This window comes from Methylotuvimicrobium sp. KM2 (genome assembly GCF_038051925.1).
Lineage (GTDB): Bacteria > Pseudomonadota > Gammaproteobacteria > Methylococcales > Methylomonadaceae > Methylotuvimicrobium.
Window position 1 is genome coordinate 1 of sequence record NZ_CP150634.1, and the last position, 13,819, is coordinate 13,819.

Annotated in this window: 11 protein-coding genes; all 11 read left to right on the forward strand. The window is 47.8% G+C overall.

Annotated elements, in window-relative coordinates; all coding sequences use genetic code 11:
* The 11 genes from dnaA (at position 1) to WJM45_RS00055 (ending at position 13,621) form a co-directional block, all read left to right on the forward strand.
* The gene (gene dnaA, locus WJM45_RS00005) at positions 1-1,317 is read left to right on the forward strand and encodes a chromosomal replication initiator protein DnaA (protein WP_341326969.1); all 1,317 of its coding nucleotides are present in this window, start codon (positions 1-3) and stop codon (positions 1,315-1,317) included.
* Positions 1,318-1,502: 185 nt separating this feature from the next.
* Positions 1,503-2,603 (forward strand): DNA polymerase III subunit beta, encoded by a 1,101-nt coding sequence (dnaN, locus tag WJM45_RS00010; protein WP_341326970.1) that lies wholly within the window; start codon positions 1,503-1,505, stop codon positions 2,601-2,603.
* A gap of 227 nt (positions 2,604-2,830) precedes the next feature.
* Positions 2,831-3,910, forward strand: coding sequence for a DNA replication/repair protein RecF (gene recF / locus WJM45_RS00015; RefSeq protein ID WP_341326971.1), 1,080 nt, complete (start codon positions 2,831-2,833; stop codon positions 3,908-3,910).
* Positions 3,911-3,955: 45 nt separating this feature from the next.
* Positions 3,956-6,370 carry a DNA topoisomerase (ATP-hydrolyzing) subunit B gene (gyrB, locus tag WJM45_RS00020; RefSeq protein WP_341326972.1) on the forward strand — a complete coding sequence of 805 codons (2,415 nt, stop codon included), beginning with the start codon at positions 3,956-3,958 and terminating at the stop codon, positions 6,368-6,370.
* A 366-nt stretch (positions 6,371-6,736) separates the two neighbouring features.
* Positions 6,737-6,979, forward strand: a complete 243-nt coding sequence (locus WJM45_RS00025; RefSeq protein ID WP_341326973.1) for a hypothetical protein — start codon at positions 6,737-6,739, stop codon at positions 6,977-6,979.
* Positions 6,976-7,200, forward strand: a complete 225-nt coding sequence (locus WJM45_RS00030) for a hypothetical protein (protein WP_125217637.1) — start codon at positions 6,976-6,978, stop codon at positions 7,198-7,200. The genes WJM45_RS00025 and WJM45_RS00030 overlap by 4 nt, the downstream gene beginning before the upstream one ends.
* 164 nt (positions 7,201-7,364) lie before the next feature.
* Positions 7,365-7,751, forward strand: a complete 387-nt coding sequence (locus tag WJM45_RS00035) for a hypothetical protein (RefSeq protein ID WP_341326974.1) — start codon at positions 7,365-7,367, stop codon at positions 7,749-7,751.
* A gap of 84 nt (positions 7,752-7,835) precedes the next feature.
* A complete protein-coding gene (locus tag WJM45_RS00040) occupies positions 7,836-9,092 on the forward strand; it encodes a TolC family protein (protein WP_341326975.1) in 1,257 nt (418 codons plus the stop codon).
* The gene (locus tag WJM45_RS00045) at positions 9,089-10,258 is read left to right on the forward strand and encodes an efflux RND transporter periplasmic adaptor subunit (protein WP_341326976.1); all 1,170 of its coding nucleotides are present in this window, start codon (positions 9,089-9,091) and stop codon (positions 10,256-10,258) included. Before WJM45_RS00040 ends, WJM45_RS00045 begins: the two co-directional genes overlap by 4 nt.
* Complete coding sequence (locus tag WJM45_RS00050) at positions 10,258-13,323, forward strand: CusA/CzcA family heavy metal efflux RND transporter (protein ID WP_341328988.1); 3,066 nt, start codon at positions 10,258-10,260, stop codon at positions 13,321-13,323. The genes WJM45_RS00045 and WJM45_RS00050 overlap by 1 nt, the downstream gene beginning before the upstream one ends.
* On the forward strand, positions 13,316-13,621 hold the full coding sequence (locus tag WJM45_RS00055) for a DUF3240 family protein (protein ID WP_341326977.1): 306 nt from the start codon (positions 13,316-13,318) through the stop codon (positions 13,619-13,621). The genes WJM45_RS00050 and WJM45_RS00055 overlap by 8 nt, the downstream gene beginning before the upstream one ends.
* Positions 13,622-13,819: the final 198 nt, after the last annotated feature.

A 13,819-nucleotide genomic window follows, 5' to 3' on the forward strand; every position in this document is an offset into this window, starting at 1 on the left:
ATGAGTGCACTCTGGAACAACTGTCTCGCTAAACTTGAAAATGAAATTTCTTCCTCGGAATTCAGCACCTGGATTAGACCCTTGCAGGCAATCGAAACCGACGGACAAATCAAGTTATTAGCGCCGAACCGGTTTGTGCTGGATTGGGTAAAAGAACATCATTTCGCCAAACTGGAAGAGGCGATACAGCAATTTTCCAACGGTTCTTTAAGCTTGCAATTGGACATCGGCTCGAAGAAAGCCATGCTGACTCCTACACCGCAGCATATCAAAGCCCCCGATAGTAAAAAATCACGTCCTAACTTTCTTAATAAAGCATTTATTTTCGATAACTTTGTCGAAGGTAAATCCAACCAATTGGCAAAAGCGGCTTCCATTCAAGTCTCCGAAAATATCGGCAAGGCATACAATCCGTTATTAATTTACGGCGGCTCCGGTTTAGGTAAAACACATCTGATGCATGCGATCGGTAATGCGATCCTGCAACATAATCCGTCGGCGAAAATCGTTTATCTGCATTCCGAAAAATTCGTGCAGGATATGGTCAAAGCTTTACAACAAAATGCGATCGATACTTTCAAGGAATATTATCGAGGCGTCGATACCTTGCTGATTGACGATATTCAATTCTTTGCCGGCAAGGAACGCTCTCAAGAAGAGTTTTTCCATACCTTCAACACGTTGTTGGAAAAAAAGCACCAGGTCGTTTTAACCTGCGATAAATACCCGAAAGAAATCGTCGGTTTGGAAGACCGTTTGAAATCGCGCTTCGGCTGGGGATTACCGGTTGCAATCGAACCGCCGGACCTTGAAACCCGTGCCGCTATTTTAATGAAAAAAGCAATGATGGCGGGTGTCGATCTACCTCAGGAAGTCGCTTTTTTCATCGGTAAAAGGATTCCTTCGAATGTACGAGATCTCGAAGGTGCATTACGACGAGTCATTGCCAATGCACAATTTACCGGACGCGAAATCACCACTGAATTTACCAAAGAAGCATTGCACGATCTGATTTCCTTACAAGATAAGCTCGTCAATATCGATAACATACAAAAAACCGTAGCTGAATATTTTAAGATTAGGGTTGCGGATTTATCGTCGAAAAATCGGCGGCAATCCATTACCCGACCAAGGCAAATTGCTATGTGTCTAGCTCGTGAATTGACTTCGCACAGTTTTCCGGAAATCGGCGAAGCATTCGGTGGACGCGATCACACCACGGTTATTAATGCTTGTAAACGCATTGCCTCCTTGCGCGACTCGGATGTAAAACTTGAGGAAGATTATTTAAACCTGTTGAGAACATTGTCGCATTAACGGTGTTTAACTTGTGGATAACTGCAGTCATTAACAGAGAAGGCGAGTTATCCTCTTTTTATCAAGCGCTTATCCACAGCCTTAAACTCCGGTTTCTTACAAGATAAGTTATTGATATATAAGATATTAAACGACTTATCACGTTTTTTTTATAGACTAATAGTAAATATAAATAAATATCTTATATGAAATATATTATTAATAGAGAACGGCTATTGGTTCCATTGCAGCAAATTGTCAGTGTGATTGAAAAAAGACAAACCATGCCGATTTTGTCGAATGTGTTGATGGTTTTTCGTCAAGACAGCCTGTTAATGACCGGTACCGATCTTGAAGTTCAAATTGTTACCGAAATTGCAATAGAAAATACGACTTTTGCCGAAATTACTTTACCCGCCCGAAAGTTTCTCGACATCTGCCGCTTGCTACCGACCGGTGCCGATATCAAATTGGAAGTCGCCGACGACAAAGTTAAGGTGCTTTCCGGGCGTAGCCGCTTTATTTTAAGTACACTGCCTGCCGAAAATTATCCGGAATTTTCAGAATCCGTGTTAGATCATCGGTTTACCATCAATGCCGGACTTTTTAAAAAAGCGCTCGAAAAGACCGTTTTTTGTATGGCGTCTCAGGATGTACGCTATTATCTCAACGGTTTATTGCTCAACATTTCCAATTCGCGTATCAAACTCGTCGCATCCGATGGACATCGTTTATCGGTTTTCGAAGACAACTTAGAAAATCCAGCCGGATATGAAGCGCGTATCATCCTGCCAAGAAAAGGCGTTATGGAATTGGTGCGTTTATTGGATGATCCTGAAATTGAACTTTTGGTTGAATTTTCTAGTAATAACATAAGGGTTACGATCAATAATACGATCTTTTCAGCTAAATTGGTCGATGCCAAATACCCCGATTTTAACCGTGTCTTCCATCAAGATTTTCTAACGCCGATTCATATTCAACGCCAGTTATTAAAAGATGCATTAACTCGAGTGGCGATTTTATCCAATGAAAAATACAAAGGCGTAACTTTCGACCTTTCTTCGGATTCGCTGAAAATTAGTGCGCACAACCCTGAACATGAAGAAGCCGAAGAAGAAATTGTCACCGATTATGTTGGCGAACCGCTTTCGATTGCGTTTAACGTGCAATATGTGCTCGATGCGATTTCCAATATCGATTCGGAAATTACCGAGTTGACCATTGCACGTAATTCCAGTTGCTGCATCATTGACGAACCGGAAACAAGAGCTTATCGATTCATCGTGATGCCGATGCGTCTATGATCTTTGCTTTATGCAATTTTGGGGAACTTTTTCAACGGATAAATGAAGCCTTTTAAATCAACTGAATCAGTTATTGCTTCGGCATGCTTTTTTATGGCTAACTGTTCACTAACTTCCTGAAATTTCTAAATCGCAGTCATTATCAAATGTGGAAGCGACAAAAAACCGAGCTTGTTCATCTAACCGGTGTTAACCGGGTGCTTTTTTTGACTAGCAACTAATAACCGATGAGTTTACAAAAGCTCGACATTTTTAATGTTAGAAATATTCGGCAAGCCAGTCTACAACCATCGCCTGGACTCAATTTAATTTACGGAGCTAATGCCAGCGGTAAGAGCTCTTTTCTTGAAGCCATATTTATTCTTGGCCGCGCACGTTCTTTTCGAACCACGCATATCAAACAAGTCGTAAACTTTGATCGAAATGACTTGATCGTATCGGGCAAAGTGCTGCAACAGGGCGGGCGCAGCAGTTGCCAACTAGGCGTACAATTCGATGGGAAGGTTTCTGAAATCCGAATTCAGCAATTACCTAATCAACCTCGGTATTTGCTTGCTTATGCCTTGCCTATTCAATTGATTGAACCTAAATCTTATCGTCTATTGGATACCGGCCCTCAAATCAGAAGAGAATTTATCGATTGGGGGACTTTCAATGAAAACGAACAATTCCTCTTGGCTTGGCGACAATACAAAACCGCATTGAATCAACGTAATGCTTTAATCAAACAAAAGCAAACGCACTCCATCCAAGTCTGGAATAATGAATTGGTTAATTACGGTACAATAGTCGATCAATATAGACGAACCTATTTACAAAGGCTTGAGCCCGTTTTTCAAGATTTTGTCCGTCGATTTTTAGGTGCTGAAACTGTTCAATTCGATTATTTATCCGGTTGGGATAGCGGTAAAGGCTTTATCCAATCCTTGGATGATGATCTCGATCGTGATCTGCGCTATAAAATGACGCATAGTGGTCCGCATCGTGCTGACTTAACTGTCTCCGTTAATAATCGACTCGCCAAGGACTTTGTATCACGCGGACAATTAAAATTGTTAGTCATATGTTTAAAACTTGCGCAAGTACAATTGTTGTCGACCCATCAGAGTAATAATGTCTGTGTTTTAATTGATGATTTCACTGCTGAATTGGATACGACTAAAAGATCTCTGTTAATAGAATATTTACAAACAATGAATGTTCAGGTTTTTATGACGGCCACTGAGATGTCTGAGTATGGTGATTTAAGTAAACTTAAAAACTATAAAATGTTCCACGTGGAACATGGTGAAATTAAACAAGCGTAATGTTTCACGTGAAACATTGGCACATTGAGAAGGTAGTAAACACACATGAGCGAAAATAATAAGCAGTACGACAGTTCCAATATTCAGGTACTAAAAGGTTTAGATGCGGTCAGAAAAAGACCGGGCATGTATATTGGGGATACCGATGACGGAACAGGGTTACATCATATGGTTTTTGAAGTGGTTGACAACTCGATTGATGAAGCCTTAGCCGGGTACTGCAAAGAGGTTAAGGTTATCATTCATAATGATGGTTCGGTTACGGTGTCTGACGACGGAAGAGGAATTCCCGTCGATATTCATCAAGAAGAAGGGCGATCCGCTGCGGAAGTCATCATGACTGTGTTGCATGCCGGCGGCAAATTCGACGACAACGCCTACAAGGTCTCGGGCGGATTACACGGAGTCGGTGTTTCTGTGGTAAACGCTTTGTCTGAGGAGTTGAATCTGGAAATCAGGAAAAACGGAAAACTCTATAAACAACAATATCTCATGGGTGAACCGCAAGCACCATTGGCGGAAATCGGGCCGACCGAGGGTAGCGGAACCAAAATTAATTTTAAACCGAGCGATCAGACCTTCGGCGATGTCGAGTTCCACTACGATATCTTGGCGAAAAGACTCAGAGAATTATCGTTTTTAAATTCCGGAGTCAGAATTTGTCTGGAAGACGAACGCACCAATAAACAAGACGTCTACGAATTCGAAGGCGGCATCAGCGCTTTCGTGGAACATTTAAATAAAAATAAAACGCCGTTATTTCCCGATGTGTTTCACTTTAGCGCCGAAAAAGAGGGTGTAACCGTCGAAGTCGCGATGCAGTGGAACGACTCATATCAGGAAAATATTTTTTGTTATACCAACAATATTCCGCAACGGGACGGCGGCACGCATTTAGCCGGATTTAGAGGGGCGTTAACCCGTACTATCAATCAATACATCGAAAATAACGGTTTAGCGAAAAAAGAAAAAGTCTCGACGACCGGCGACGATGCAAGGGAAGGGTTAACGGCAGTGCTTTCAGTCAAAGTCCCCGACCCTAAGTTTTCCTCGCAGACCAAAGACAAATTAGTTTCATCGGAAGTGAAGCCTTTGGTCGAATCAACGATGAATGAAAAACTGCAGGAATTTTTATTGGAAAAACCGCAAATCGCCAAAGCTATCGTCAATAAAATCATCGATGCGGCCCGAGCCCGTGAAGCCGCCCGAAAAGCGCGGGAAATGACGCGTCGCAAAACCACATTGGATATTGCCGGATTACCCGGAAAACTAGCCGATTGTCAGGAAAAAGATCCGGCCCTATCCGAATTGTTCATCGTGGAGGGTGACTCGGCGGGCGGTTCGGCGAAACAAGGCCGCGATCGTCGCACGCAAGCGATATTGCCGCTAAAAGGTAAAATCTTGAACGTCGAAAAAGCGCGATTCGACAAAATGATCTCGTCCGAAGAAGTCGGCACACTGATCACCGCGCTTGGTTGCGGTATCGGCAAGGACGAATACAATCTCGACAAACTCCGTTATCACCGCATTATTATCATGACCGATGCCGATGTCGACGGATCGCACATACGCACCTTGCTGTTGACGTTCTTCTACCGGCAATTGCCGGAAATCATCGAAAAGGGCTATATCTATATTGCCCAACCGCCGCTGTACAAGGTCAAGAAGGGCAAGCAGGAACATTACGTCAAAGACGATGCGCAATTGAACGATTACTTGATACAACTAGCCCTCGACAAAGCAGCACTGCATACCGATGACAGTGCACCGCCGATACAAGGCCAAGGCTTGGAGAAATTGGCGAAGGAATACACCGAGGTGCTAGCCATCATTAATCGCTTGACCAGCCGCTACGATGACGTGTTTCTCGAGCAATTAGTCTATATGGAGCGCGTGAGTGACGAAATCAAACAAGACAAGGAACGATTGGCAGCATGGGTTAGCCAATTGGCTGAACGCCTCTACAATCCGCAAAGCAAAATGGTATTTAAGATGGAACTCGATTACCGCTCGGCTGGTGATTACACGCTAACGGTCGACAAGCGCCATCACGGCAATACCAAAACCTTCATACTGCAAGCGGCATTCTTCGACAGCAAGGATTATCAGAAAATCGCGCAATACGCCGAAGGTACCGCCGGCATGTTCGGCGAGCAGTCTAATATCCGGATGGGCGAACGCCAGCAGCCGGTCGAAAGTTTTAAACAAGCGTTCGAGTGGATGATGAAAGAAGTCAAAAAAGGTCAGCACATCCAGCGCTACAAAGGATTGGGCGAAATGAACCCGGAACAACTCTGGGAAACTACGCTCGACGCCAACAGCCGCCGCATGCTGCAAGTCCGCATCGAAGACGCAATCGCCGCCGACGAAATCTTCACAACGCTAATGGGCGACATCGTCGAACCGCGCAGGGATTTCATCGTCAAGAATGCTTTGGATGTTACGAATTTGGATGTGTAGGTGTTTTTTGTCGGGTGCCACAAAAATTGAAAAGTGTGCCAAATTAGTGAAAAACTAGTGACATAAATAATGAAAAAATTCGGCAGTTTCTATTTTTACCTAAATTTTTAGTGCTACCTTGAAAAACCAGGCAAGCCTTATGGCTTGTCTGGTTGTACTGATGCATCCCTTCTTAAAGGGGCGTTATGAAAACGGATAATCGGTCAAAACAGATATCAGATCAAAAGTTAGTGAGTAGCCCGGCAGATGGAGCTTACGGAATCCGGGGCAAACACGGCTTTGATTATTCCGGATTCCACTGCGTCACATCAGAGCTACTCACTGACCCTTTGAGCATGTTTCCGTTGATTACGTTACAATCCACAAATGGATTTTGAAATTATTGGAAACATAAAACATCCGGAAACGTTTGCTCGTGGTTTGGCGATTAGAGAGCTACCAAGGCTTCGCAAAATTTATAGGCAAGGCAATTGGCGTAAGCGCAAAGGTTTTGCAACCGTTCGTTTACAAGATGGATCGCTTCGCGAAGCTGAAATTCACTGGTATGAGGCTTCGGGTATCGGCAAACGAGAATTTAAAATTAAGCGTTATATTGACACACAGCCATGAATAAACACGAATTTGCAATTTGCATCAATAATCGCGGCTATGAAGTTTCGCTTGAAACGCGCAAACTCTACGAAGTGCTAAATGACTCCGATGCTGAAAAGCATCAACAAATAAGGGTGATTGATGAGTCAGGCGAAGATTATTTATACCCTGCTTCATTATTCGATCGGATCTCATTACCGACTCAAGTCGTTGAGCATATTTTACATGCTCCAGCCTAACAAAACGCGCTCCTGCGGGCTCTGCTGAGGTAGAGCGATCCTAAGTGACCGCGATATCGAAGCGTTTCCAAACTCGCTAGGATTCGGTGAGGAACGAACTGAATTGATTGAGACACGCTTGTTTTTTATTGCCACCAATCACTATTTGACATAGCATAAGCCCCATGTCGACGCCCTTCACAAAAGCCTTAGTCATTTTTCTCGTGATCCTGCAATCGATCGCGCCGTTGGTGCATGCGCATCCGATGGTGGACGAGTTGTCGGACGGCTTGCATATGCCCGGCTTTGAGCAATTCAACGTAGCGAACGACGACGATGATGTATTGGCGTTATTCGACTCGTCCGTGATCGATTTGGATCAGGGCATTGAAACCGAAACGACGCTGCTATCCGATTGGCTTCCTTTTGCCGTAGTGTTCGTTGCTTTAGTGTTTCCCGAACCGGATGAATGTCTCGGTTTCGAAGTCGCGTTTTCTCCACCGCCGAATGTGCTTTCCGGCCGGACGTCCTCCTCTCCTCAAGCGCCACGCGCGCCGCCTGTGCAACTGTAAACAGTTTATAGATCGTCGGATTCGCTGAGTATCCGACTCGTTGTTTCAGTTGCGGCCCTGCTGCCGCATATTGCGGAGCTCAATATGATTCCCCTCAAGCCTTTAACAGGCGCTTTGCTGTGTTGCTGCCTGCTGTCGTCATTCGGCGTATGGGCAGACAGCGAAATGATCGTCGATCATTTCGATCCAATTGAAGTCGAGCCGACCATGACTTTGGCCGGTTTGATCGATACCACTGCCGAACATTATCCTGATGCCGCATGGCTCAAAGCGTTGGAAGATGAAGCGAAAGCGCTTGCTGAGCGCGGGCAAAGTTGGATAGCAGGGCCTGCTACTGCGGATTTGTTTTTTTTGGAAGCGACCAGCGGTACCTTGCATATTCTCGATGCAGTGGTAAGTGTGCCCTTGTGGAACTTCGGGCAACGCGATGCCGAACAAAATATTGCTCAACGTGCCGATGACAGCCGGCAATCGCAAAGCCGGGCGTTCAAATTGCGTGTTGCTGGATTAGTTAGGTCGGCCTTATGGGATATCGCATTGACTGAAGTGCGTCATGATCAGGCGAAAACCGATTATGAATTAACCGAAAAATTGGTCGGCAAGGTCAAGCGGCTTTATGAGTTGGGTGACTTGGCCCGGGCCGATTTATTGCTCGCGCAAAGCGAATTGTTGCAGAAACGGTCGGTGTTGACCCTGGCGGAATCGGAAGTCATGCATGCCCGAAAGCGCTATACGAATTTGACGCGGACCGAAAAGATTCCGGCCGAATTCCACGAACCATTGGTTGCGCTGAAAACAATCGAACAGCAGCATCCCGCCTTGGCCGCGCTCAACAGTCAAATAGCCCGTAAACAAGCCGAACTCGAAGCGATACGGTTGACCGGCTCGGGTCAAACTCAGGTTTCGGTGGGCATCAACAGCGACCGGGGTAATAACGACCCGCGCAGTAACTATACCGAAAGTTTCGGCGTCGGTATTTCGGTCCCGTTCGGCGGCAGCGCGCATCAGGCGCCTAAAATTGCCGCGGTCAATGTCGAGTTAAATCGTCTGATCGCCGAACGTGAGCAACTGTTTAGAGATTTGAAACTCGCCTATCACGAAGCCGAGCATGCCTTGGAAGTCAACCGCGCCGAACAGGCAACCGCCGATGAAATGAAGCAACTGGCGGAAGAACATTTGGATATGACCGAATTAAGTTTCTCGGTCGGTGAAATCAATCTGATCGAATTATTAAGAATCCGTGCCAGAACCCAACAAGCCATCCTTAACGCCAAAGAGCGTTCGGTGATCTTGCAGAGGGATATCGCACTATACAATCAGGCCGTCGGAGTGTTGCCATGAAACGAATCTTGTTATCAGTATGGGCCGGTCTGTTTCTTTTACAGGCCTCAAATAACAGTTGGGCGGCAAACGCGTGCGAGGATGTCGGAGCGGACACGGCGCACGAGAATCATTGTTCGCCGGTATCGGAACAGGCCGTTCTCGAACTGAGCGACGAGCAGATCGCTAATTTGGATATTAAACTCGCCGCCTTGGAAAAGGCCGACGAAATACCGCTTCTGACGGCATCGGCTCGCGTGATCGTTCCGCCGGAAAATGAACAAATCGTCAGTACGACCGTAGCGGGAATGTTGAGCCGCATTCATGTTGCAGAAGGCGATGTCGTGCAGCAAGGTCAAGTATTGGCGCAATTGAACAGTCCGGAACTCTTGGCTTTGCAACGCGATTATCTGAAACAGACCAGCGAAGCGCAATTAGCCGAGGCGGTCTATCGGCGCGATCGGAAATTACAGCAGGAAGGCATTATTCCGCAGAGCCGCTGGGAGGAAACGCTTAGCCGCTTCAACGTCGCCAAAGCGAAGGCGCAAGAAGCCAAACAAATGTTATTGATTAACGGCATGACCGAAACAGAGGCCGGGCAATTGCTTGCATCAAGACGGCTGAATAGTCTGCTGGAAATTAGCGCGCCGATCGGCGGCACGATACTGCAGCGCAGCGCTTCGGTTGGTGAACGTCTAACCGCGAACGAGCCGTTGTTCCGCATTGCGAATCTCGAACAACTTTGGTTGGAACTGTCGGTCGCTCAGGATCGTATCGACATCTTAACCGTCGGAGACAAGGTTAAAGTCGCCGGCACAGAAGCTATCGCCGAGATTGTTTTGCTGGGCCGGCATGTCGATAAACAGACTCAATCGGTACTCGCGCGCGCCGTATTAGCGGGGCCTCAAGCCAAGCTGCGGCCGGGACAGACAGTCAATGCTCAAGCGATCAAACACATTGAGACCCTCGCGTTTAAGTTGCCGCAATCGGCGCTGGCGCAAAGCGAAGGGCGGGATTATATATTCGTGCGGAGCGGACAGGGCTTCGAGGTTAAGCCGGCCGAAGTCATTGGACGGCATGAAGATGCGGTCTTTATCGTAGGTGAGCTGGACGGTAGCGAAACGGTCGCGGTGCGCGGCGCCGCGGCATTGAAAGCGCTTTGGCTGGAGTCAGGGAGCGCTGAATGATGGGCAACTTGATTCGATTCGCACTGGCTCAACGCATACTGATTGTTTTGTTTGTGCTGCTGTTGGTCGGCGGAGGCTGGTATGCATGGGAACGGATACCGATCGATGCGTTTCCGGAAGTCTCTCCAACCCAAGTCAAGGTGATCGTCAAAGCGCCGGGTATGACTCCGGAAGAAGTCGAGACAAGGATTACCGCACCGATCGAAGTCGAACTGCTGGGCATTCCTCATCAGACGATGCTGCGCTCTATCGCTAAATATGCGCTAACCGATATCACGATCGATTTCGAAGAGGGCACCGATATTTATTGGGCGCGACAACAAATCGCCGAACGTTTGAATTCGTTGTGGGGAGATTTACCGGAAGGTATCGAAGGGGGGATTGCGCCGATGACGACGCCTCTGGGCGAAATGTTCATGTTTACCGTATCGGGCGGAGGCTTGGATCAGATGGAGCTACGTACCCTATTGGATTGGGTGATTCGCCCAGCACTTCGAACCGTGCCGGGCGTGGCCGATGTTAATTCGCTTGGCGGTACGGTACGCAGTTTCGAAGTCGTGCCCGATGCGCTCAAGATGGCTGCCCGAAATATTTCGGTTGACCGTTTGATCGATGCATTGAAGACCAACAATCGCAACGACGGAGCGGGACGTCTGCATGAAGGCGAGGAAACCTTGATCGTTCGCGCGGAAGGGCGCATTCAGCAATTATCGGATGTACGGGCGATTGTGGTCGATACCGTTTCCGGCACGCCGATTACGATTGGGGATGTAGCTGAGGTTCGAATCGGCGCACTGACCCGGTACGGTGCGGTCAGCCGTAACGGAGAAGGTGAGGTGGTTACCGGTTTGGTATTAAGTCTGCGCGGAGCGAATGCCCGACAAACCATCGATCTGGTCGAACAAAAACTGAACGCCATCAAAAAAACCTTGCCGGACGGCGTGAAAATCGACGTCTTTTATAACCGAGGGGTATTGGTCGGAGAAGCCGTCGATACCGTCATCACTGCCTTGACTCAGGCGATCGTATTGGTGTTGTTGATGCTAGTGTTGTTTCTCGGTAACTGGCGCGCCGCGTTGACCGTGGCATTGGTATTGCCTTTGGCGGCATTGTTTACGTTCATCATGATGAAAACGATGAATATGTCCGCTAATTTGATGAGTCTCGGCGGATTGGTCATTGCGATCGGAATGCTGGTCGATGCATCGGTGGTCGTCGTCGAAAATATCATCACGCAATTGGCGCACAAAGAAAAAGCCGAGCGTCTCCCGCGATTGCATGTGATTTATCGGGCGACCCGTGAAGTGGCAGTGTCGGTTACATCGGGTGCATTGATCATCATCATCGTCTTTGTGCCGCTGTTAACCTTACAAGGTTTGGAGGGGAAATTATTTGCGCCGGTTGCCTTAACGATTGTGTTTGCCTTGGCCGGTTCCTTGATTTTATCGCTAACCGTGATTCCGGTGCTGGCTTCTTATTTTTTGAAACAGGTGTCGCAAGAAGAGCCTTGGCTGCCTAGGCAAATGCTCAAAGCCTATCGACCGGCGTTGCTATGGTGTTTGGATAACGGCAAATCGGTGTTTCTCGGCGCGGGCGTATTATTGCTGCTGGCTTTATTGTTGTTTAACCGAATCGGCAGTACCTTCATGCCAAGTATGGATGAAGGCGATATTATCGTTCAGTTGGAAAAGCTGCCGTCAATCACGTTGGAGCAATCGGTAGCGCTCGACGGACGTGTGCAAAAAGCGTTGCTGGAAAAAGTACCGGAAATTGCCGAAGCGATATCGAGGGTCGGTTCCGACGAACTCGGTCTCGATCCAATGGGCTTAAATGAGACCGATACGTTTCTGATTTTAAAACCCGAGGATCAATGGCGGATGGACGGTAAGGAAGCGTTGATCGACGAGATTCGCAAGGTGCTCGATCAACTGCCGGGTATCGCCTATGGTTTCACGCAGCCGATAGAAATGCGCGTGTCGGAAATGCTGACCGGGACCCGAGGCGATGTCGCGGTCAAATTATTCGGCCCGGATTCGACCGTTTTGAATCGAAAAGCCGAGGAAATCGCAGCGGTGTTGAGGGGTATAAAAGGTTCCAGCGACGTCTTTTTGAAACAAAACGAAGGCATGCAGTTTCTACAATTAAAGCTGGATCGTGCGGCAATCGGACGCTTCGGGTTGGATATCGATGCTGTCGAGAATCTGTTGAGAGCGCAGATCGAAGGTTTGAAGCTGGGTATCGTTCAGGAAGGTCAAGTGAGGACGCCGTTACTGTTGCGCGGCGCTGGTAGTTCGGCGAATTTCGCTAGTTTACCGATTGCGTTGCCGGGAGGCGGCTATGTCGCGCTGTCGGCATTGGCGAAACTCGATCGCAGCGAAGGACTGGTGTCGATAGAGCGTGAAAAAACCCAGCGCTTCGCAGTCATTCGCAGCAATGTCGAAAACAGAGATTTAGTCGGTTTCGTCGACGAAGCGCGAAACCAGGTTGCGCAACAAATCGAACTGCCGACCGGTTATTCGGTCGAGTTCGGCGGACAATTTGAAAATCAGCAACGGGCTGCGGCAAGGTTGGCGATTGTCGTGCCGATTGCGTTGATCCTAATTTTTTTGCTGTTGTTCGCGACCTTCGGCTCGGTCCGTCAAGCGACTTTGGTATTGTCGAATATTCCGCTGGCGATGATCGGCGGCGTCATTGCGTTGTGGTTGTCCGGCGAATATTTATCGGTACCGGCTTCTGTGGGGTTTATTACGTTGCTAGGTATCGCGGTCTTGAACGGCGTGGTGATGGTGACCCATTTCAATCAATTATGCATAGCCGGTATGCAAGTCGGGCAGGCTGTCGTAGTCGGGTCGATGCGGCGTTTGCGACCGGTCTTGATGACAGCCGCAACCACAGCATTCGGCTTGTTGCCGATGTTGTACGCAACCGGGCCGGGTTCGGAAATTCAGCGGCCGTTGTCGATCGTCGTGATCGGCGGCTTGTTGTCATCGACCTTTTTGACGCTTTTTTTATTGCCGATATTGTTTCAACGCTTTGGTATGGCAAAGGAGCTTGACGATGAGTAGCCCTGAGTTTTTAGTCACATTGAATGTCGCGCCGGATCTTGAAGAAGCGGTCGTCGATTGCTTGTTGACTCTGGAATCCGAACACGGTTTCAGCAGTCTGCCAGTCTATTCGCATGACCACCGAAACGTCGGTTTGTCTTTGGCCGAGCAGGTCACCGGTCGTCAACGCAAAATCCGTTTTCAAATGTATCTGGCCGAGCAGGGCCTGACAGAACTGCTCGATAAATTGCGCGGCGAATTTTCGGGCTCGGGCATCAGTTATCGAGTATCACCGGTTCTGGATAGCGGTGTTATTTAATCTCTTTCCGTACCGGCTCCTCCATACGCCTGTACAGAACTTTGTTGTGCGAGGGTATCGCGTAAGTCGGGCTTAAACAAACATAAGGTAAGTATTTAGTCCCCCTCTTTGAAAAAGACGACTGCACGGATGCAGGAGGTAGGGCACTAACAGTAGGCGCTTTAGGCGACGCAGGAGCAGTTGCCGAGGGGCGAGGGG